This window comes from Microbispora catharanthi, assembly GCF_006334915.2.
GTDB lineage: Bacteria > Actinomycetota > Actinomycetes > Streptosporangiales > Streptosporangiaceae > Microbispora > Microbispora catharanthi.
Map to the genome: position 1 here is coordinate 21,468 of NZ_VDMA02000039.1, position 20,784 is coordinate 42,251.

The 20,784-nt window shown below is 66.0% G+C and carries 21 protein-coding genes and 1 pseudogene; 11 read left to right on the top strand and 11 right to left on the bottom strand.

The annotated features are described in order from the left end of the window. The first annotated feature begins 2 nt into the window (after nt 1–2). Together FH610_RS40720 and FH610_RS40725 are read left to right on the top strand one after the other, a co-directional pair. Nucleotides 3–671, top strand: coding sequence for a response regulator (locus FH610_RS40720; RefSeq protein ID WP_139580610.1), 669 nt, complete (start codon nt 3–5; stop codon nt 669–671). Between the two features lie 197 nt (nt 672–868). Beyond that, nucleotides 869–1,621 (top strand): hypothetical protein, encoded by a 753-nt coding sequence (locus tag FH610_RS40725; protein WP_139580587.1) that lies wholly within the window; start codon nt 869–871, stop codon nt 1,619–1,621. 245 nt (nt 1,622–1,866) lie between these two features. Here the strand turns inward: FH610_RS40725 and FH610_RS40730 are convergent, their stop codons facing one another. Then, the gene (locus FH610_RS40730; protein ID WP_139580588.1) at nt 1,867–2,679 is read right to left on the bottom strand and encodes an SDR family NAD(P)-dependent oxidoreductase; all 813 of its coding nucleotides are present in this window, start codon (nt 2,677–2,679) and stop codon (nt 1,867–1,869) included. Nucleotides 2,680–2,729: 50 nt separating this feature from the next. Beyond that, nucleotides 2,730–2,870 (bottom strand): hypothetical protein, encoded by a 141-nt coding sequence (locus tag FH610_RS43140; protein ID WP_161628205.1) that lies wholly within the window; start codon nt 2,868–2,870, stop codon nt 2,730–2,732. 260 nt (nt 2,871–3,130) lie between these two features. On the opposite strand from FH610_RS43140, the gene FH610_RS40735 reads away from it, so the two are divergent. After that, on the top strand, nt 3,131–3,871 hold the full coding sequence (locus FH610_RS40735) for a winged helix-turn-helix transcriptional regulator (RefSeq protein ID WP_139580589.1): 741 nt from the start codon (nt 3,131–3,133) through the stop codon (nt 3,869–3,871). Nucleotides 3,872–3,914: 43 nt separating this feature from the next. Here FH610_RS40735 and FH610_RS40740 read toward each other — a convergent pair whose 3' ends face one another. Further along, nucleotides 3,915–4,391: a winged helix-turn-helix transcriptional regulator gene (locus FH610_RS40740; protein WP_139580590.1), complete on the bottom strand. Its 477-nt coding sequence runs from the start codon at nt 4,389–4,391 to the stop codon at nt 3,915–3,917. A 276-nt stretch (nt 4,392–4,667) separates the two neighbouring features. Between FH610_RS40740 and FH610_RS40745 the strand changes: the two genes are divergently transcribed. Further along, on the top strand, nt 4,668–5,567 hold the full coding sequence (locus FH610_RS40745; protein WP_139580591.1) for a LysR family transcriptional regulator: 900 nt from the start codon (nt 4,668–4,670) through the stop codon (nt 5,565–5,567). Nucleotides 5,568–5,700: 133 nt separating this feature from the next. On the opposite strand, the gene FH610_RS40750 is transcribed toward FH610_RS40745, so the two are convergent. Together FH610_RS40750 and FH610_RS40755 are read right to left on the bottom strand one after the other, a co-directional pair. Then, complete coding sequence (locus tag FH610_RS40750; RefSeq protein WP_139580592.1) at nt 5,701–6,213, bottom strand: DinB family protein; 513 nt, start codon at nt 6,211–6,213, stop codon at nt 5,701–5,703. Nucleotides 6,214–6,573: 360 nt separating this feature from the next. Continuing rightward, a complete protein-coding gene (locus FH610_RS40755) occupies nt 6,574–7,161 on the bottom strand; it encodes a TetR/AcrR family transcriptional regulator (protein ID WP_139580593.1) in 588 nt (195 codons plus the stop codon). A 150-nt stretch (nt 7,162–7,311) separates the two neighbouring features. Between FH610_RS40755 and FH610_RS40760 the strand changes: the two genes are divergently transcribed. Then, nucleotides 7,312–8,172, top strand: coding sequence for an SDR family NAD(P)-dependent oxidoreductase (locus tag FH610_RS40760; protein WP_240809492.1), 861 nt, complete (start codon nt 7,312–7,314; stop codon nt 8,170–8,172). A gap of 174 nt (nt 8,173–8,346) precedes the next feature. On the opposite strand, the gene FH610_RS40765 is transcribed toward FH610_RS40760, so the two are convergent. Together FH610_RS40765 and FH610_RS40770 are read right to left on the bottom strand one after the other, a co-directional pair. Next, a complete protein-coding gene (locus FH610_RS40765; RefSeq protein ID WP_139580594.1) occupies nt 8,347–9,105 on the bottom strand; it encodes an isocitrate lyase/PEP mutase family protein in 759 nt (252 codons plus the stop codon). 144 nt (nt 9,106–9,249) lie between these two features. Next, nucleotides 9,250–10,668, bottom strand: a complete 1,419-nt coding sequence (locus tag FH610_RS40770; protein WP_205826410.1) for an MFS transporter — start codon at nt 10,666–10,668, stop codon at nt 9,250–9,252. Between the two features lie 66 nt (nt 10,669–10,734). Between FH610_RS40770 and FH610_RS45795 the strand changes: the two genes are divergently transcribed. The 4 genes from FH610_RS45795 (at nt 10,735) to FH610_RS44060 (ending at nt 13,496) form a co-directional block, all read left to right on the top strand. After that, nucleotides 10,735–10,911, top strand: coding sequence for an alpha/beta hydrolase (locus tag FH610_RS45795; protein ID WP_420813797.1), 177 nt, complete (start codon nt 10,735–10,737; stop codon nt 10,909–10,911). A 448-nt stretch (nt 10,912–11,359) separates the two neighbouring features. Further along, nucleotides 11,360–12,463, top strand: coding sequence for a GlxA family transcriptional regulator (locus FH610_RS40780; RefSeq protein ID WP_205826411.1), 1,104 nt, complete (start codon nt 11,360–11,362; stop codon nt 12,461–12,463). A 258-nt stretch (nt 12,464–12,721) separates the two neighbouring features. Further along, on the top strand, nt 12,722–12,883 hold the full coding sequence (locus FH610_RS43150; RefSeq protein WP_161628207.1) for a hypothetical protein: 162 nt from the start codon (nt 12,722–12,724) through the stop codon (nt 12,881–12,883). 22 nt (nt 12,884–12,905) lie between these two features. Continuing rightward, nucleotides 12,906–13,496: an SDR family NAD(P)-dependent oxidoreductase gene (locus FH610_RS44060; RefSeq protein ID WP_205826412.1), complete on the top strand. Its 591-nt coding sequence runs from the start codon at nt 12,906–12,908 to the stop codon at nt 13,494–13,496. 102 nt (nt 13,497–13,598) lie between these two features. Here FH610_RS44060 and FH610_RS40790 read toward each other — a convergent pair whose 3' ends face one another. After that, complete coding sequence (locus tag FH610_RS40790; RefSeq protein WP_205826413.1) at nt 13,599–14,606, bottom strand: zinc-dependent alcohol dehydrogenase family protein; 1,008 nt, start codon at nt 14,604–14,606, stop codon at nt 13,599–13,601. A gap of 334 nt (nt 14,607–14,940) precedes the next feature. Here FH610_RS40790 and FH610_RS40795 point away from each other — a divergent pair, with 334 nt between their 5' ends. Beyond that, the gene (locus FH610_RS40795; RefSeq protein ID WP_139580597.1) at nt 14,941–15,825 is read left to right on the top strand and encodes a helix-turn-helix transcriptional regulator; all 885 of its coding nucleotides are present in this window, start codon (nt 14,941–14,943) and stop codon (nt 15,823–15,825) included. Between the two features lie 185 nt (nt 15,826–16,010). Here FH610_RS40795 and FH610_RS40800 read toward each other — a convergent pair. Then, nucleotides 16,011–17,249: pseudogene (locus FH610_RS40800) on the bottom strand (IS256 family transposase). A 287-nt stretch (nt 17,250–17,536) separates the two neighbouring features. Next, nucleotides 17,537–17,761: a DUF4214 domain-containing protein gene (locus FH610_RS45800; RefSeq protein WP_139580615.1), complete on the bottom strand. Its 225-nt coding sequence runs from the start codon at nt 17,759–17,761 to the stop codon at nt 17,537–17,539. Nucleotides 17,762–18,758: 997 nt separating this feature from the next. On the opposite strand from FH610_RS45800, the gene FH610_RS40810 reads away from it, so the two are divergent. Further along, entirely contained in the window at nt 18,759–19,517 is a 759-nt protein-coding gene (locus tag FH610_RS40810) for an SDR family NAD(P)-dependent oxidoreductase (RefSeq protein ID WP_240809493.1), read from the top strand. Nucleotides 19,518–20,055: 538 nt separating this feature from the next. Here the strand turns inward: FH610_RS40810 and FH610_RS45805 are convergent. Beyond that, a complete protein-coding gene (locus FH610_RS45805; protein WP_161628208.1) occupies nt 20,056–20,781 on the bottom strand; it encodes a pentapeptide repeat-containing protein in 726 nt (241 codons plus the stop codon). Nucleotides 20,782–20,784 lie beyond the last annotated feature (3 nt).

The following is a 20,784-nucleotide window of genomic DNA, read 5'->3' on the forward strand; positions in this document are numbered from 1 at the left end:
CCGTGCTGCGGGTGGTGCTCGCCGACGACCAGGTGATGATCCGTTCCGGGTTACGGGCGCTACTGACCGCCGAACCCGACGTGGAGGTGGTCGCCGAGGCCGGCGACGGACAGCAGGCGCTCGCCGCCGCTCGCGCTCACCGTCCGGACGTGATCGTGATGGACGTCCGGATGCCGGTGCTGGATGGGCTGGCGGCCACCCGGGCGATCGCCGCGGACCCCCACCTGTCCAATGTGAGGGTGTTGGTGCTGACGACGTTCGATGAGGACGAACTTGTCTTCGAGGCGATTCGTGCGGGCGCGGCCGGCTTCCTGCTCAAGGACGCCGAGCCCGCTGAACTGCTGCGCGGCATCCGGGTGGCCGCTGCCGGTGACGCGTTGCTCTCCCCGCAGGCCGCGCGCCGACTGGTTACGGCGTTCGCCGGCGCTCCCGCACCGACGGGGCCTGCCGCACGGGCGCTGGATCTGCTCACAGTGCGGGAACGGGAGGTCGTCGCTCTGGTGGCCCGGGGGTTGTCCAATGAGGAGATCGCCGATCGGCTGGTGATCAGCCCTGCAACCTCGCGTACCCACGTCTCCCGGGCAATGGTCAAACTCGCCGCCCGCGATCGCGCGCAACTGGTCGTCTTCGCCTATGAATCCGGCCTGGTCCACCCGGGCCGCACCAATTGACCTGCGCGGTTTCCTCCCGGATACGTTCAGCAACGTACGCTGGATTCCCTGGATACCTGGACATGCGTAGGTGAAGTGCCGCAGGGCAACCGACGACGTGCCCCATGACCGAGCGGAAAGCTACTGGCAGCACCGCAACGGCGAGCTCTCCCAAACTCGTCGTTGTGACGTCGGCGGTTTCCCAGGAGGTACCGGAAATGATTCTTTCCGCGTTCGGGCGCTCATCCCGGCCAGTGACCTTGAATGAGCACGCATCAGATTCGTTCACCCGGGACGAGAAGTCTTCCGAGAAAATGCCCAAATATGAGCGGCTGTGGCGGCTCGTCCTGGCGGTGGCGATCGTTGGCGGACCGCTCGGTTACGACGTTGGTAGCATCCTCATTCCTGCCGTCCACGAAGATGGAGCGACGAGCATCGCGGCGAACGCCGCGGCGGATCCGATCACCAACACCGTGCACCTGGTCGCGTACGTCCTCGCCTCTTTTCTGCTCCCTCTCGGAGCGGTCGGCCTCGCGTATCTCGCCTATGCCCGGGCACCGTGGCTGGCCACGATCGGTGGACTGCTCGCGGTGGTGGGCTGGCTACCGTTCTCGGCCCTGACCGCCCTGGACGACCTCACCATGGCCATGGCCGCCCTACCCGACAGCGGTTCGTACGCCACGCTGTTGGACCAGTTCGCGAACGACGCAGTGATGGGCGGCTACCTGCTCGTCTATATCGCTGGGCATCTGGTGGCTTACGTGATGCTCGCCATCGCGCTGCGCCGAGCCAGAGTCATCCCGAGATGGGCGGCCTGGTCAATGTTGGCCAGCAGCCCCCTGACAGTCGCGCTCTTCGTGTTGCCGGGCCGGCCCCTTGTCCTGGGTGATGTCGCGCTGACGCTGCTCGTGATCGGCAGCATCCCCGCGGCCCGGGCCATGGCCACTCGCAACCGTCTCTCCAACCCGTAACAGCGATGTGCGCGACATCCGCGCATCCCAATCCGGACTCTGATCGTTTCTATCGGATGGAACATGACGAGTGCGATCAGTAAGAGCGGGGCCGCGCTTGAATGGTCCGGGCGTGGCTCTGTCCAGTGGTGGAGTCACCATGAGTGCCCATCGCTCTCCGCTGAGCGACCGCGGCCGTCCTCTCGCTCAGGCGCATGCACCGGCTCTGCCAGGCGACACCGTGAATGCCGCCTGGCAGTGGTACCTCAGTCGACAAGTGCGCCGCCGGACAGATTGGCGATTGTTCCGGTCATGGCTCCAGCTCGATCCGAAGCCAGGAACGCGGCCGTCGCTGCTATTTCAGACAGTGTGGGCAGCCTCTTCAGAAGCGTTCCCTGCGCCATCCCCCCGCCTTCGAGCAATTCCTGGACCGACTGCCCGGCCGCTGCCGCGGTTTGCTTGAAGAGGTCCTTGGTGTAGGAGCCCGCTGCCGGCGCATCGACGACAGCGTGTGGACGGATGCCGATGACCCGGATGTTGCCGGGCGCCAGCTCCGCGGCCAGAACCCGAGAGAAGGCCTCTTTGCCGGCCGCGCTCACGGCGTGCCCCAAGATGCCGCTTACAGCCAGTTTGGAACCCGGCTCGGACAAAGTCAGGATGACGCCAGGACGCTCGCGGCCCATGTGCCGTGCCACAGCCTTGCTTGTGATGAACAGCGTCCGCAGAAAGCCGTCGATCGGCCGCATGAACTCCTCCAGCGAGAGGTCCGCCAGCAGAGTCCCCTGGTCGTGCATGACACTCACGGCGTTGAGGGCGATGTCGATGCTGCCGGCCTTCGCCGCGATCGCATCGGCGTGCTTTTCGACCGCCTGTTGATCGAGAACGTCGACGGCCGCGGTCTCGACCGTTCCGCCCGTGGCGGCGATATCACGCGCCACGGCGTCGAGCTTCGCCTGCGTGCGTCCGGCGACGAAGACCCTCGCGCCTTCCCGGGCGAATACCCGTGCGACGGCGCCGCCGATAGCGCCCCCGCCTCCATAGATGACTGCGTTCTTACCATCAAGCAGCAATCCGTTCATACGTGTCCTCCAGGTGATTGATTCTTCCGAGTGGTTAGGCAAGCTGGTGGTCACACCGTCGCCGCCGCGGGCTCTGCCGCCTCCGCGATCGACGGAGGCTTCAGGAAGCTGGCGGCCCAGGCGACCGGGATGCAGATCACCCCGATGATCAGGCCGGTGATCAGCGCTACCGCCTGAGTCTTCATCTGCATCAATCCGCTCCTTCTCGAGGAAGTCTTCGGGCTGGTGCTGCCGAGGGTCGCCAGATGGGTCCACTGATCTCGAGGTGGAGATCCGGCTGCCCGTGATCGGTCCTCTCGTACGCCGGGTGGTGGCTGGTCGAGCACCGCGTAGCTGACGCGGCCGTTCTGGGCCAGTACGGCCGTGCGAGCAAAACAGTAACCACAATCAGTTGTTAAAAACAACTAACTTCTATCCTGGATTAGGATCGGATTGGACGAGGAGGGTGGGCATGCCAACCAGCCGTAGCTATCGGGACTCATGTGGGATCGCCCGGGCCCTCGACGTCATCGGAGAACGATGGGCCCTGCTGGTCGTCCGCGAGCTGCTCTTGGCACCTCAACGTTTCTCAGAGCTGCGGCGTGCTCTGCCCCACGTCAGCTCGAACCTGCTTGCAGATCGACTACGAGAACTCGAACACAACGGGGTGATCCGCCGGGGACTGGACCCGACGGAAGGCCCGCGCGTCTACGAACTGACCGAATGGGGTCGGAAGCTGGAACCGATCCTGCTGGATCTGGGCGACTGGGGGACCGACGCGCCGCAACCCCCGCCGCCGACCGCGCTCAGCGCCACCTCCGTGCTGATCTTCCTGCAACGTGCCGCCCGCTCCGACCCCGCGGCGCCGCCCACGAATTGCCGTCTCGAGCTCGACGGTCGGCTTTGGACGGTCCGCCTGGCGTCTGGACGGGTTCAGGTGCAGCCCGGTGAAACTGCGATGGCAGACGTCTCGCTCCGTGCAGAGCCCAAGACGCTCAGCGCCCTGCTGGCCGATCCAGCCACACTCACGACTGCGTGTGCCGACGGCAGCGTCGCCGTCGTAGGAGATCTGTCGGCCCTCAGCCGGCTGCTGCACGCGGTCGCCGACCCATGGCCCTCCGGAGCCTCCGGAGATCAGACGAGCACCTCTCAAGCAGCGCCGTTCAGAAGCGACCGGTCCCCACACCCGGAAGATGTCCAGTCCGGTACCTAGGGAGTGGTGTAAGAGTCCCGGCTGGTAGAGGCGTGGGTGTTGGTCAAGCCTTGGGTGGTATGCGTTCGGGGGGCATGCCGGGCCCGATCGTGGCCTGGATCTCGGCCGGGTCGTCCACGCGACCGCAGTGGGCGCACACCGTCTGCTGAGTGATTCCGGCGCCGCACACAGAGTGGGTGTAGAGGATCGGCGGCTCTCCGTCCGTTGCCCACTGGTCGCCCCACTCGGTGAGCGCGACCAGCGCGGGCGCGAGCGCCCGCCCCTTGTCGGTCAGCAGGTACTCGTACAGTTCGGGCTGCTCGGAGTACCTGTGGCGCCGCATGATCCCGGCATCGACGAAGCCGTCGAGCCGGGCCTTGAGGACGTTGGTCGCGATGCCCAATCTGCGCTGGAAGTCGCTGTAGCGGGTCGCCCCCGCGAACAGGGCGTCGCGGACGATCAGCAGGCTCCAGCGTTCGCCGATCACCTCCAGGGCGCGCGCGATCGAACACACCTGTGAGTCGTAAGTCTTCCCCAGCATGGACTCAAGTCTACTCAGGGAACTTGCATCATGAAAGCGTCCGGGATAGTTTAGCTTGTATGATGCAAGTCGCCCGGAGGTGTCGCTTCACGCCGAAGGCGCGAAGGCGCTGGCGCGGTCGGCGACGAACTGGAATCGCTCGACCAGCCGGACTCCCCGGCGAGATGCTTGGCCGCCCGACAGTCGGCTTTAGCCGCACTTCGCCCGTTCTGAATCCATCCGATGATACTTGGGTTGACTTCGGATCACCTCAACTGTAGTTGGGCGGCCCCATCTATGGATGTACACCTGCGTGAACTCCGCTACTTCGTCGCAGTCGCCGAGGAACTTCACTTCACTCGGGCTGCCGAGCGACTGTTCGTCTCACAGCCTGCGCTGTCAAAGCAAATACGCGCACTCGAGCGACAGCTCGGATTCTCATTGCTTCAGCGAACTCCCCGCGGCGTTGCGCTGACCTCCGAGGGGGAGGCGCTGTTGCCCACCGCCCAGAAGTTGCTGTCTCTGTGGGGAGAAGGCCTGGAATCGGCCCGATACGCTAATTCGGCGATGCTGGTGATCGGACTGCAAACGGCTGTAGGGCGTAATCTCCAGCAAAATGCGCTGCAGCTTTTCAAGTCGCGCATGCCCTATTGCAATGTTCTCATGCGGCTTATCGCGTGGGACGACCCGAGCGCCGGTTTGACGAACGGTAGCTCGGACGTGGCCTTCATCTGGTTGCCGGCGCCGGACGGACTTGCCACACGTGTACTGTACCGCGAGCCTCGTTACGTGGCGCTGCCGGTCACGCACCCGCTGGCCGAACGCACCGAAATCTCATTAGCCGAGTTGGCCGATGAGGCGTTCATAGCGCTACCCGCCGCCGCAGGAGCTCTTCGGAATTTCTGGCTTGGGCTGGACGTGCGGAGGGAGGTCCGGATCGCTGGGGAGGCCACGTCGGCGGAGGAGACCTTCGAAATGATCGCGAGCGGCTTGGGAGTGGTTCTCCTGGCTGAAGGAAACGCGAAATTGTATGAACGCCCTGACGTCGTGTTCAGGCCGGTACCGGATATCCCGTCCGCCGAGCTTGCCGTCGCCTGGAGCCCATCAGACCGTCGCCCGGTCGTCAAAGCCTTTCTCGAGTGTCTTCAGGCCGCCGCCCGGCCAGAGGGCGAGCAGGACCAGGAGCTGCCAACGTAATGAGCTGAGGCGGCGCCGGTAGATCAGGGCGCAGCCGAGGCCGAGGAAGGCGCCATCCTGTAAGGCAGAACCCCGCACCTACGCCTCGAACATCGGCCGCCCGCCCGAGCACGCCCTGCGCAGGCGCTGAACTTCAGTAGTAACCCTTGGTTCCATCGAGAAGCTCTCTGATCGTGTCCGCATGACCGGCGTGACGAGCGGTTTCTTCGATCATGTGGATCAGGATCCAGCGCAGATTGGCGGCCGCGACCTTGAAATCGGGATGCCGGCCCACGGCTTCCAAGGAATGAGCGGCGATGATCTCGTTCGAGATCTCACACTGTCGCTCGTAGTCTTTGAGGAGTTGTTCCAGCGGAATTCCCTTGACCATCATGTCGGCGTCTTCCGGGCCGTCATCGAAATGAGGCCCCTGCGCCTTTCTGCCGAGGAAGACGACTTCAAACCACAGGAACTCGACCCAGCGCAGGTGAGAGATCAGCCCGGCCATCGTCATGACGGGAGATGTCGCGAGGACCGGTCGATGGGCATTCTCGTCGGACAGTCCTTCGCATTTCCAGTGGACTATGGCCCGCTGCAGGTCCAGCCAGCCGGTGAGCTGACTCCTCTCGTCCGCCGTATAGGCGGGACGAATACGAGAAATAGACATACTTCAACTCCACTATGACAGAACCTCGGCGGGTCGACCCGCGGAGGAGTGAGCTGCAAATACGGCGGAATAGCCGTGACCGCGTCCGGGTAAGAACGTCCCTGCCTGCAAGTCTTGGATTATGAGACCGGCATGTCCAATACCTGTTGTCATAACCATCGGTTATGCGGTGTCCTGCGACTCGACAGCACTTCTTCCGGCCACCGGATCAACACCGGCGGCGAGGGACGGATCCGGGGGAGAGCCAGGCCCGTCTCTACGGCTGATCACCGGTCCGGCGCTCGCCGTCGGCTCGGTGGGACGTTGCATCAAGAAGGTGTCGCCGGCCTTGCCGAAGTCCGCTTCCGTGCTCGCGCCGGCTCAGGCAGATACTGGCAATGTGGCCTCGGCGAAGTTCCGAGCCTGGCGTGCGGGACCGTCGATGCCCAATGCCTGGACGGACGCGTAGGCGCCCTCCATGATCAGAGTGAGTCGGTCAGCCAGGAGCGCCGGATCCTCGACCGGGCTGACCAGCGCGAGCTCCTCGGCGAGCTCACCGAAGCGCTCGCGGACCCACCGCTTGACGGCCACGGCCTGAGCGTGGCCGGGGAACTCGCTCAGCGCCATCAGGAAAGGACACCCGCGGCAGCGGTCCGGCTGGATCTGCGGGATGAGCGCATCGAACACCGCCAGGATCCGATCGCGTGGAGATCGCCCGTCCGCCTGGGCGGCCGCCGCGAACCACTGCCGGTAGCCGTCGGCCGCGCGCGCGAGGTACGCGGTGATGAGGTCGTCCTTCGAGGCGAACAACCGGTACAGCGTGGTGGGCGCGATCCCGGCGGCGGCGGCGATCCGGTCGACGCCGACGGCTCGGATGCCCTGCCAGTAGAACAGCTCGTTCGCGATCTCCAGTACGAGTTCCCGAGTCTGTTCTGACGTACGTCGCTGGGCGACTCGCGGCCTGGACATGGGCGCAGACTACCAGTTTGTTAGGGATGGTTTCCTACGGAGTGGGCTGGACCACACCCCCCTTGCCCTGTCCGCACCTCGCCTCTACAGTTTGTTAGGGATCGGTCCCTAACAAAGTGGGACGCCGGCTTTCATGAGAGATCGCCATTCGTGTTCGCGATCCCAGAGTCGACGGCACCCAGGCCTCCTGCCGAGCTGTCCGCCGGCTACAGGTCTCATTCATCTGACAAGGAGTTCATCATGACGGCATTGACGGGGAAGACGGCGCTGGTGACCGGTGCGTCGCGGGGAATCGGGCGGTCCATCGCCGAGCGACTCGCCAGAGAAGGCGCCTTGGTCGCCGTGCATTACGGCAGCAACCACGCGGCGGCGAAAGAAACCGTTGCGGCGATCCACGAGGCCGGAGGGGAGGCGTTCCCCCTCCACGTCCCGCTGGGAGTCGAAAACGACGTCGACACCCTCTTCGTCGGACTGGAAGAGGGGCTGAACGGACGGCCGCTGGACATCCTGGTCAACAACGCCGCCGTCATCGACTACGACGCCACCATAGAGAAGGCGACCCCGGAACTGTACGAACGCGTTTTCGCCGTGAATGTGCGGGCGCCGCTGTTCATCACCCAGAGGGCACTCGCCCTCATGCCCGACGGCGGCCGCATCATCAACGTGTCCTCCGGCGTCACCTGGTTCGCCACACCTGAGATCGTCTATGCCATGACCAAGGGCGCGCTCAACGTCTTCAGCCGATCGCTGGCCCACTCTCTCGGCAGGCGGAACATCACCGTGAACACGGTCTCGCCGGGCATCACGGAGACCGACATGAACGAGTGGTTGCGCGGCAACCCGGAAACCGTGCGACAGGTCGCCACCCTGATCTCCCTCGGACGTCACGGACAGCCTGCCGACGTCGCTGATGTCGTCGCCTTCTTCGCCTCGCCGGACGCGCGTTGGATCACCGGTCAGGTTCTCGACGTCAACGGCGGCCTCCTCCTCGGAGCGCCCGTACAGCAGTGACGTTTCGCCGCCTCTCCGTCCGGGACTTCGAGTGCGGCGACGTCGGCGTACCGCCGGCGTCGCCTTCCCGGACGCCGCTAGGCCTGTCCATACGACCGCACGTCGCGCATGCGATCTCCCGGCTGACCCTCGACCGCACTCGCACGGCTGTGGGAGGGACGGCCGAGCAGGAGTTCAGGGCGCCAGTTCCTCAACCGAGGACTTCAGCGCGGCCAACGCCTCACGATAGAGCCGGGGGCCATAGGAGACCCGTGCCACGCCCAGCTCACCGAGCTTGGTCAGATCGAGGACTCCTGGCCTGGTGTTGCCGTTGATCGGCCCAGGCACTTCGGCGACCAGGGTGGCGATGGCCCGCTCGTCGCCGACCCCGATCGGGTAGACGCAGTCAGCCCCGGCCTCGAGGTAGATGCGGCCTCGGCGTATCGCCTCCGCGACCCGCTCCTCCTCAGGCGCTCCGGACTGTGACAGGAAGACGTCGACGCGCGCGTTGATGACGATCGGGACCCCGGCATCGTCCGCGACGGCCCGGATGGCGGCTAGGCGTTCCCCGTGCACGCCGGCGTCGACGAGGCCGCCCGCGCGGTGGTCGGTGTCCTCCAGGTTGCAGCCGACCACCCCGATCTCCAGCAGTCGGTCCACCAGTTCACGCGGGTCCATGCCGTATCCCGCCTCGGCGTCCATGGTGACCGGGACCGACACAGCCCGTGCGACCCGGCCGGCCGCAGCGAACATCTCCCGCCACGGCGCGCCTTCGCCGTCGGGGTAGCCGAGCATCGCCGAGATCGCGGCGCTGGCGGTTGCGACCACGGGGAATCCGGCCTCCGCCACGATCGCGGCGCTGGCGGCGTCCCACACGTTCGGCAAGACGAGCATCTCGTCGGCGTGGTGCAACTCACGGAGCCTGTCGGCATGGGCTTTCAGGTCATCGGTCATGGTCGTCCTCCATGTCATGCGGGGAAATGGTTGATCACCACGCGAAGCGATGCCCACGTCGGCTGGGGACGGCGGGCAACGAGAAGGCCGGCTGGCCACGCCGTAGGTCGACGAGGACGCCCAGCCGTATTCATGCCGTGGGCGTCAGGATGTGACAACCGGTTGGGTGGTGGGCAGGGGGTTGCGACCGGGGATCCACAGGCCTGCCGCGGCCGCCGCCAGTGCGAGCGCGGCGGCGACGCCGATCGCGGGTGTGAATCCCGCGGCGAACTGCTGAGGCGTGCCGTACCCTCCAAGATCGGTGAAAACGGCGGCCAAGACCGCGATACTGAAGGCCGCACCGAGCTGGCGCAGCATGGTGAACGTGCCGGAGGCCTTACCCACCTCGCTCCGCGGCACGGCGCCGATGACGGCGTTCTGCACGGCGGGCATCGCCGTCGACACCCCCGCACCGGCCACCGCCAGCGGGCCGATTATCTGAACCACCGGCAGGCCGGGGCCGGCGATCAGGCCGAACCAGGCCAATCCGATCGCCTCGAGCAGCAGCCCAGCGACGATGAGCGGGCGGTCGCCGATCCTGTTGACCCAGGCCCCGGCGATCGGCGCCACGATCAGCAGGGTGGCCGTCAGCGGCAGCAGCAGCACGCCGGTCTGCAGCGGCCCGCGCCCCAGCGCCACCTGCATGAACTGCGCCAGGAAGAACACCGACCCGTACATCGAGCCGTACAGCAGGAAACCGGCGGCGTTGCCGGCGGAAAACGCGCGGGAGCGGAAATAGCGCAGGGGCAGCATCGGCTCAGGCGCTTGCGATTCCCAGGCCACGAAGGCGAGGGTGGCCACGCCACCCACGATAAGGGTGGCGAGCACCTCCGCGCTTCCCCATCCCGCCACGTTGCCGCGTACCAGCCCCCACGCAAGGCCGAAGGCCGCCATGGCGGCCAGCAGCAGCCCGGCGGCATCCAGCCGGGCCCCGCTCCCGCTGCTCTCCTCCAGTCTGGGACGCACCAGAGCGAGCAGGACCAGGCCGATAGGCACGTTGATCCAGAAGATCCACTGCCAGGCCAGCCCTTCGACGACCAGCCCGCCGATCAGCGGTCCGCCCAACGTGGCCAGCCCGCTGATGCTGCTGAACAGCCCCAGCGCCCTGGCGCGGCGTTCGGCCGGGATTCCGGCGCCCAGCAGCGCCATCGCGTGCGGCATCACCATCGCCGCCCCCGCGCCCTGGACCACGCGGGCCGCGACAAGCCAGCCGATGCCGCCGACCATCGCGCACAGCGCCGACGACAGAGTGAAGACGGCCAGCCCGATCAGGAAAAGACGACGCCTGCCGTACCTGTCGCCCAGTGCCGTCGCCGTGAGCAGGAGCACGGCGAAGCTGAGCATGTAGGCGTCGATGGTCCATTCGAGTTGCTCAAGCGTGGCGCCGAGGTCCACACGAATGGCGTTCAGTGCGGTGGTGACGATCAACGCATCCAGCATCACCATGAGCGAAGCCAGCGAGGTCAAGCCCAGCACCCATCGTTCCCTTGTTGCTTGCGTCATGCAAGCACCGTACGGGTTCATGCTTGCATGACACAAGTGACTCTGGCGTTGATTTCGTGCTCTGACTCGTGTCGGTCGGCGAGGAGGATGCGTTTGGCTCGCAAACTGTCTCGAGCTCGGCTGGTGACGATCGACGGATACGGTCACGGTGTGATCCTGAACAAGAGCTCGTGCGCGGAGGCGCACGAGTCCGCCTATTTCATCAACGGCACCCTTCCTGCGGAGGGGACTGTCTGCAGGCAGGATTTCAAGCCATTCGAGTGACCGTCAGCCGTGAATCACGGCCGGATCGACGGAGGCTGATGTTCACCGGCGGCCACGTCCAGGCGACCCATCAGGGCGTGCTGTAGGGGGAGGCGCACATCCTGCGACGTTACTCCGGCTGTCTGGCAAGAGCATGGGTGAGGCGGACCAGGTCCACCCGAATGGTACGAACACCACTCTTCTGGCATAACGCGGCGCCCACTGTGTGGGTATCATGGCCTCTAATCGAAACGTTCTTCGAGTCCCCAGCGCGTATCCCCGCTTGTGTGCCCCAACGCTTCGCCGGGTCGACGTCAGAGCGCGCCCGGATGGCACTGGAGGGTGGACGGCCCGCGTTCCCGGCGCTCACTCCTTCTCCACTCTGAAGGGAGCATGAATTGGATGTTCGAGTATCCGCGCAGCCTCAGAATCATGGATGGTTCCCTGTCGGCGAAGTGAGTGTCCGGTAATGATGAGGTTCGATCCGGACGGGTGTATCGGTGCAGGCACGGCGATGGCGTCCTGGCAGTCTCCGGGCAATCGCTGCCGTTCGTTCACCGGCCGCCGTATACCGGAACGTCTCCCGGCCGAGCCGCGCAAGCCGTTCCTCTCGGTGGTGGCGTACGCGATGCAGGGAGTGAGCTCGTTCGGGCTGAGTGCGGTCAGCAACATCTTCGCCGATCGGACACGAATAGGGTTGCCTGCGTTCGAATTCACGGTGTGCTCCGACCATATCGGTCTGCTGCGTACGGATCTCGGCCTGCTCATGCAGGTGACAGCCGGTCCTGAGGCGATATCCGGCGCTGATCTGGTTATCTTGCTGCCCACCGAGGCGCGGCCGCTCACGCTGCATGCGCCGATCATCGAGGCGATCAAGGGCGCCTACCGCCGGGGTGCGATCGTCTCCGCCTACTGCACGGGGACCCTGCTGCTGGCGAGCACGGGCCTGCTCGACGGTCGTCGGACCGCTACCAACTGGGAGTTCGCGGCGCAGTTGGCCCAGCTCCACCCGGCGATCAGGGTCGACGGGGAGGCCCTGTACGTCGATGAGGGCCGTATTGTGACGGGAGCCGCGGCCGCCTCGGGCATCGACATGTGTCTGCATCTGCTGCGCCGTGAGCATGGCTCGTCAGTCGCCAACGGCGTGGCCAGGGAGGCGATGGTCGCGTCACGGCGCGAAAGCGGTCACGTACATTCGCTCCTCCCCATCTCGCCGGGGGATCGCACCGCCCATTCCGGCAGCGATGACACCCCGCTGACCGAGGTACTCGCTTGGGCACGCAGCCAACTACATCGGGCGCTGTCCGTGAACGAGATGGCTCGGCAGGCGTTGATGAGCCCTCGCACCTTCGCCCGTCGTTTCCGGGAAGCCACCGGCACCACCCCCCACGCCTGGGTGCTGGAGCAGCGGCTCGACCGCGCGGAGGAGCTTCTCGAGACCACCGCCCTGCCTATCCACAAGATTGCTCAGGAAGTGGGCTTCCGCTCTGACAGCGTCCTGCGTGAACATTTCGTGCGGCGGCGGGGTGTGGCGCCGCGTGACTACCGGCGGGCAGCCGGCCGCCGTAGCTGATAAAGACGGGCGTCCCTTTCGAAATGCGGCAGTAATGCGGCGGAAATCGGCAGTTCCCGGCCTCGTCGGCCCCCGAGGCCGCTGGCATGATGCTGAACACAGCAGACGGTCGGCCGGGAAATAAGCGTTTCACGCGGATCCAGATTGGCTGCACGCCGGGGCTCTTGGCGATGGCGCGGCCCGTGACGTTGTTGTCCTCGGCATTGGCCCCCCGCATGTACCGCTCGGTCGGGAAGACATCTAGAAACAGGAGGAATAATGCGGCGTGTCGTTACCTCGCTGCTCGCGCTCGGAGCTCTTGCCGGCGGTCTCGCGATCGCCTCGGCGGCCCCCGCGGCGGCTTCGACCCAGGTGGCCAGCAGTGTGGTGAGCTCGGCGGACGAGCCCGGAAGTGTGAGGATCACCAACCGCGACTTCTGACGATCGACCTGTGGATGGGCCGGTGGAAGAACGGCCCATCCACAGCTTGAGGCCGGTCAAGGCCACGCCCTGCTGTAACTCCGTGCTCGAACGTCATCTCGCCGTCGACCTCTTCGGCACCTACGGAGTGACGCAGGCCTTCTTGCCCCAGTTGGCCCGTTCGCCCTGCGCCATCGTCAACAACCTGTTTGTGGCGGCTTTCGCCCCGCTGCCGATCGTCCCCGCGTACTCGATCTCGAAGGCGGCCGCGTTTTCCCTGACCCAAGCCCAGCGGGCACTGCTGGCTCACGAGGGGGTAAGGGTCCACGCCGTCTTCACCGGCCCGACCGACACCGACATGTGCCGCGAGTTCGACGCCCCGAAGGCCTCGCCGGAATCGGTCGCGCGAGCCATCTTCGACGCGTCGAGAACCAGGAGGAAGGCTTCGACGAAGGCTTCCAGCCCGGCGTTGATGAGGACATCGCCGCGCCGGCCCGTTCCGGAACGCCTGCGTCCCACGGTCCGCTTCATGATCGAGTCTTTGGGAGACGCGCCCGCTCTGGTCCTCGGGCGGCGCGTCGACGTGCTCGCCTGGAACAGGATGGCGCACCCGCCGGTCGGTCCGCGGCCTTGACTCCCACCGCTCGCCCCGCGGCTGGGCTCGCGGGCGCGGCGCGAACGGAACGCGGGTGGCGTCTCCGCATCAATCGCCGGCCCGGTGGGCCCACGAACGGGCTCATCCGATGGTCACGACGATTTTGCCGAAGGGCCCGTGCTCGAGATGCTCCAGAGCGGATGGCAGGTCGGCGAGCGGATACTCGGCGTCGATGACCGGCGTTATGCCGGCTCGGTCGACGGCGCGGACGAGGTTTTCAAGGGACAGGCGGTCACCGACCTGGATGCCGTCGACGGTCAGTTTCTTGCGAGCCAGATGTGCCACGGGACCGGAGATCTCATAACCGTCCAGAATGCCGATCAGTGAGATACGGCCCCCGACCGCCGCGGCCTCGATTGAACGTGCCACATGTCCGCCGCCGACGGTTTCGAGGATGTGGTCGGCGCCGCGTCCGCCGGTGAGGTCGTAGACCGCCTCGACCCAGTCGGTCGTGGTTCTGTTGACACCGTGGGCGGCGCCGTGGTCCTTGGCGCGTGCGAGCTTGGCGTCGTCGCGCGAGACCACGATGACCTCGGCGCCGTGTGCGGCCGCGATCTTCAGGCCGAACAGCGCCACGCCACCGGTGCCGTGAACCACCACGGTCTGGCCCGCACGAAGCCGGCCGCGTTCGATGAGGGCGGTCCAGGCGGACAGCCCCGCCATGGGGAGTGTGCTCGCGTCAGCGTCGCCGAGGTGCTCGGGGGCCGCCACCGCCCAGTTCTGGTCGAGAATCACGTATTCGGCGAGGACGCCCGGGTAGTAACCGCTTCCGAGCGCTTCGGGCCCGCCGAGGCGCGCGTCGCCGGGGCCGGGGCCGTCGATCCAGTCCGGAAGGCAGGTGGAGATCACCCGATCGCCCGGCGTGAACCGGTCGACGTCCACGCCGACGGCCACGACCGTACCGACCATGTCGGAGCCCGGCACGAAGGGGGCGTTCTCGGGGAAGATCATGGTCAGGCCTTCGTCGATCGCCATCCGGTCCCGGTAGTTCAGCGCGACGGCGGCGACTTTCACCAGGATCTGGGCTGATCCCGGAGTGGGGATCGGGCCTTCGGCGAGTTCGAGGTTGGCGCGGCCGACCGCGCTCATCGTCCAGTACGCCATGACGTCAGCCATCAGTGAGGTGCTCCGTGGGTCGTGGGCTCGACTGAGCCGGTGATGATGTCGGATGAATGACGGCGATCCGCATATCGATCTCCTTGCTGGAAGGGGGATGCGCCGTGGAAAGATCACGCCCTGCGAGGACGCCGCACCAGCGGGGGGCGGTTCCAGGGCCATCGCATCGCCGAGGCGCGACGCCCCGTGTGTTCCTCACTGTCACCCGGTCCCTGATTGGGACACCACACCCTCGCGTGAGTAGTCGGCGGTCGCCTGGCAACGGGAGGGACAGGCACACGGCCGGCGGTGAAGGCAGAATGGGCGCATGCGGGACGGAACAACACTCGGCGATTTCCTGCGCACCCGCCGCAGCAGGCTGACACCGGAGGACGTGGGCATCACCTCGTACGGCGCTCGCCGAGTGCCGGGGCTACGCCGGGAGGAACTCGCTCAGCTCGCCGGTGTGAGCGTCACCTACTACACCCGGCTGGAGCAGGGGCAGAGCCACCAGGCGTCGCAGTCGGTGATCGAGGCCCTGGCCGACGCGCTTCAGCTCAGCGAGGACGAGCGGGCCTATCTGCACACCCTCGCCAGACCCGTGCCGGTCAGGTCCCGTCGGCCGGCCAAACCGGTCGGCGCACGTCCCGGCACCCGGCAGCTCATCGACGCTCTGGGCGACGTGCCGGCCGTCGTCATCGGCACCCGTACCGAAGTGCTGGCCTGGAACACGCTCGGGCACCTGCTGCTCGCCGGGCACCTCGACTCCGGCGCCCCCGACCGCCCGGCGGACCGGCCGAACCTGACCAGGATGTTGTTCCTCGATCCACACCACCGCGACCTCTACCCACGCTGGGAGACCGCGGCCGCCTGCGCGGTGGCCTCGCTCAGGATGTCCGCAGGCCGCGACAAGAACGACCGCGAACTGGCCGAACTGATAGGCGAGCTGTCCCTGAACAGCGAGGAGTTCGCCGGTCTCTGGTCCCGGCACCCGGTCGCCAACCACGCGTACGGCACACGGCAACTCCGCCACCCGGAGGTCGGAGCACTCACACTCGAACTCGAGACCCTCACGCTGTCCGACGGCTCAGGTCACCGTGTGCTGATGTACAGCGCTCCGGAGGGCAGTCCGTCGCAGGCCGCGCTGCAACTTCTGCGCATGCGCTCGACGAACATCGAACGTCACAGTGGGTCGACGACAAGCACGACCTAAGCCCCATCCGGCCACAATGCACGACACGGGACACGACCCGTTTCGGGCGGTCTGAGCGTGGGTCTTCGCTTGCGCAGAATGAAACAGTTCCCTTGGGCCTGGCCGCCCCTGCGCCGGTGATGTCCCGCCGAATGGTGTAACTCGCGGCTGATCATGTGTGGTCGGCGAGTTATGGGTTGGTGTGACTATGACGCGGCCAGGGCGGTGTGCGCCAGGGGTTCGGCCAGATCGTCTGTGGGTGGGGCGGCGAGTTGGGCCATGGAGCCCTCCGACAGGTAGCGTCGGTCGCTGACCTGCCATTCGTCGTGGTGCTCGGCCAGCACGGCACCGGCCAGGCGGCCCAGGGCGGTGGGGTTGGGAAAGACACCCACGACGTCCGATCGTCGCTTGATCTCCCGGTTCAGCCGCTCCAGCGGGTTCGTCGACCAGATCTTCTTCCAATGCTGCTGAGGGAAGTCGGCGAACGCGGTGATGTCGTCGGCGGCATCGAGGAGCATTTGCTCCACGACCGCAAATTGACGGCCGAGCATGGTGGCGATGGTGGTCAGCTGGGCGCGGACCGTTTGGGCGGTGGGCTGGGCGAAGATGGTGCGGATCGCTGCGGCGACCATTTCCGCTGATCCCTTGGGCACCCGGGCCAAGACGTTGCGCATGAAGTGGACGCGGCACCTCTGTCAGGAGGCGCCGAGGAAGACCGCCCGCAACGCACCGACCAGGCCGGCGTGGGCGTCGGAGATGGCCAGCTGCACCCCACTCAGGCCGCGGGCCTTCAGCGAGCGCAGGAACGCCGTCCAGAACGCGCCGTCTTCGCTGTCGCCGACGGCGAATCCGAGGATCTCCCGTCGGCCGTCGATGCTGACGCCGGTGGCGATGACGACGGCCTGGGAGACGACCCGGTGGTTCACCCGCGCCTTGCAGTAGGTGGCGTCGAGGAAGACGTAGGGGAAGGTGGTGTGGGAAAGGGGCCGGTCGCGGAAGGCGGCCACCTCACCGTCCAGGTCGGCGCAGATGCGCGAGACCTCGCTTTTGGAGATCCCGGACTCGGCGCCGAGGGCTTTGACCAGGTCGTCGACGCTGCGAGTGGAGACCCCATGCAGGTAGGCCTCCATCACCACGGCGAACAGCGCCTGGTCGATGCGGCGGCGGCGTTCCAGCAGGGAGGGGAAGAACGACCCGGACCGCAGCTTGGGGATCTTCAGTTCCAGGTCGCCGGCGGCGGTGGTCAGCAGCCGGTCGCGGTAGCCGTTGCGCTGGGCGGTGCGGGTCTCGGTGCGCTGGTGCGGGGCGGCACCGATCACCGCGGTCGCCTCCGCCTCGATGAGCGCTTGCAGGACGGCTTGCAGCGCGTGGCGGATGACGTCGTCGGCGTCGGCGGCTTTCAAAGACTCCAGCAGGTCGAGCAGGGCAGACTGGTCCAGAGCCATCGTGTGGTGTCCTCCGCGAGAACCTTTGGTCGGGAACTCGCTGACCGTCACACGATGGCTCGCCCCATGTCCGGGGCTTGCATCAACAGCTTGGAGTTACACCACCCGAGGGGACGTCACCCCTGCGCCGGGCCCGCACGTGCTCTCTCTTGGCCACGACCACACAGAGGTTCGCCACCGCATGCCTGGCTCAGATCTGAATTCGACCCAGATCAAGGGCCGATAGGGAAAGTCACCTCGGGCGGCACTCCCTGCCGGCAGTAACGCAGGGGGGATCGAATCGTTGATCACGTGAGAGCCTTGAGCTCGGGAAGGATCTGTGAGGTGAATTCTTGCGAGGTCAGCACGGCTTGTTCCAGCTTCGATCTGGTCATCGCACCTGAGCTGAGTGCGGCCTGTACGTTCGTGTAGCTGTCCGGATCGACCTCGCGGTAGAGGATGCACCGGAAGAGCGTACGAGTGAATCGATCCTGACATCCCCATAGGTCGGGGCTGGCTGTACCTGGCCACAGTCATCGACATCGCCTCGCACCGTGTGGCGGTTCTCCTGCGGCCGCTCACTTGCAAGACGGAATGAGAGGGCGGTGTCACACGCCCCTGCAAGTGTGATGCATCGGGCCTTATCGGCAATTCTTCGTCACGTCGATAATGCATCTCCAGTCGTACACCCACAATTCATGGTCACCAGGCCTGTACGTTCCCGCGTCGCCGTGACCGCCGCGGCGTATGTGCTGGGCAGCGCAGCCGTGAAGATGATGCCCGTTATGGCTAACGACAACGGTGCCTTCAGAGGCGACCTCACTGTGTATATGCGGGGAACGGGGCGCGACGTCTGATGGCAGGCGCTCCGTCATCTTCGCGCTGTCCCGTATTCCGTGCCATCGGCATCTCTGCCAACTATCGCCGGGTCTGTGCCAGAACCGTGGGATGCTGCCCAGTCTTGAATACAAGAGCTATATCCTCGGTGCTTCACAAGTCGGCTGTCACTCCCCTGTGGAGGGCAATGGTGATCTTCCCTGCATATTCCCGCACCTTCTACGGCTGCCCGGGCATCCCGGGGTGGCGGTCTGGGAGCCAACAGAGGAATCTGGGCGACAGAAGGACCGTGCTCTGGCAGGAAGGCTGCTGAAGTCGGCAGAGATTCTCCTTTACCGGGCTCGCACCGATGGGCGAGGATCACGTGTGATCCGATGACGCAGGTCCTCGGGGAGAAGGAGTCGTTCGGTCCTGAAGCCTGGAGAGGCGTTTCCAGCTTCACTTCCGAGTCGATGTGGCCGGCATCTCTACCGGGGTCTGCCGTCGATTCTCGGGCCCGTATGGATGGCTTACTCGTCGAGCTCCTGTCTCTCCCCGTCCACTGGTGCGTTTGTCCGGGTGTGCGGTTGAACATTCACAGTGTCTTGCCACTGGAAAATGCCCAGGTTAAGGTGTGAAGCTGAATGTTAGGGATCGTTCCAAAGTGACAGGCGGAAACTTATGAATCTCCATCTTTTGGGCAAGAAAGCTGTAGTGACGGGGGGCAGCAAGGGCATCGGGCTCGCCATCGTGCGCCTTCTGGCGGAGGAGGGCGTGGAGGTCGTCAGCGCGTCGCGGACCGTCACTCCGGAGTTGAAGGAGACGGGCGCGGTCCCCATCGTCGTGGATTTGTCGACGGAGCACGGTCCTGCGGAGCTGATCGACCGGGCGATCGCCGCGCTCGGGGGCATCGACCTGCTGGTCAACAACGTGGGTATCGGCGATACCGACGACATCATCCAGGGCGCGCGGCACAGCGTGCTCGACCTGCCCGACAGTGCCTGGGAGCGTGCCTTCGACCTGCACTTCTACAGTGCGCTCAGGGTGACCCGCGCGGCGCTGCCCAGCCTCGTGATCACAAAGGGCACGGTCATCAACGTCTCCTCTGTCAGCGCTCGCCTGGTCGGCGCGGGGCCGGTCGACTACAACGTCTCCAAGGCCGCGCTCAACGCCCTCACCAAGGTCTTCGCCGAGCAGTTCGGCCCGCAGGGAGTCCGGGCGATCACAGTGGCGCCGGGGCCGGTCAGCACGGGGGTGTGGACCGATCCCGATGGGCTCATCGCGCGGCTCGCGCGTGACCAAGGCGTTCCGCACCAGGAGTTCGCCGACGGACTGCTGAGGTCGCTTGCGCCGGCCACCGGCCGCATCACCACGCCGGAGGAGGTCGCACGGCTGGTCGCTTTCTTGGCCTCACCCAGCAACATAACGGGCGTGGAGTACTCCATCGACGGTGGAATCATCAAACAGCTGTGATCTGGACCGCGCCGAGCTTGATGAAGGCGATGGAGCGCGACGACGTCTCGGCGAGTTCCAGGTGACCCTGATTCGGGGCTTGTCGGCGCTGATTCGAAGAGCGCCCATCGAAAGGGGAGCATAGTGATATTTCGGAAGCTCGCCGCCTCATACGTGCTTGCTGGTTCGGCCCTTGCGGCCTTCAGCGGAACCGCGTCGGCAGCGGAGGACCCGGTGAGAACCCAGGGTTTCTGGTACGTCGTGGCAACATATCCGCTTTCAGATCAGGGCTGGCGGGACTGCGGAAACGCTGCCATCACCATCCAGGGCTACTGCCGGGTCGATGGTGAGAGTGGTGCGTGGATCAACTTGTGGGCGTGGCACAGCTGAGTCGGAGCAGCGCCCAGTCACAAGCGGCTTCATCGTAGGTTGAAGGAAATTGCGCGCGATGCGGTCGGCGCGGGGTGCGGTGTCAGTGTTGCCGCCGGCCCGTTTCCCCGAGCCGCCGTGCCGAACCTCGCATCCTCATGACGTTCGGCCTCACCAATCAGGCCCCGGTCTACCGCAAGGTCATCCTGGCAAGGTCGTCCGCGACTGAGCCCCAGCACGCCGTAGGGCTCGCGATCGCAGGGGCGCGGGCCCTTCCGTAAGCATCAGGCCTTGTCTCAGAGAGAGCCCGGGTCCGAAGTGAACAGCTTGCCAGGGGCGCTTGACGTGTCGGCGTCCAGCACTCGTTACGCCTCGCGTGGCTCTTCCGCGTCTTCGCCGTCGTCCGTCCGTTTCGCAGGCGGCTGCCGGCCGGGCGCACATCGAGGCGGTCGCCGTTGATGCGCACATCATGGAGGCGCGCGCCGCTGAGATCCACGCCGTCAAAGTTCGCTCCGTCGAGGACGGTACGGGTGAGTTTCGCGCCGCTCAGGACCGCACGCCCGAGGTCCGCGTGGGCGAGCTCGGCACCGGTGAGATCCGCAAACTGGATGTTCGCGCCGGTGAGGTCGGCGCAGTTCATCAAGGCGTGGGCGAGCGTCGCCCCCATGAAGCTCGCGCGGCGGAGGTTCGCATCAATGCGCATCGCATGGGTGAGGTTCGCCCCGGCGAGATCCACGCGATAGAGGTTCACACGGTCCAGCTTCGCGTCGGCGAGCTTCGCCTTACGGAGGTTGGCGCCGACAAGGTTCGCACCCCGGAGATCGATCGGCTGCCGGTCCTGGCGAGCGTTTCGGTGCCCGATGACGGTCAGGGCGGCCTGGACGTCGGTGCGTAGCCGTGGAGGCTCTTCCTGCATTCC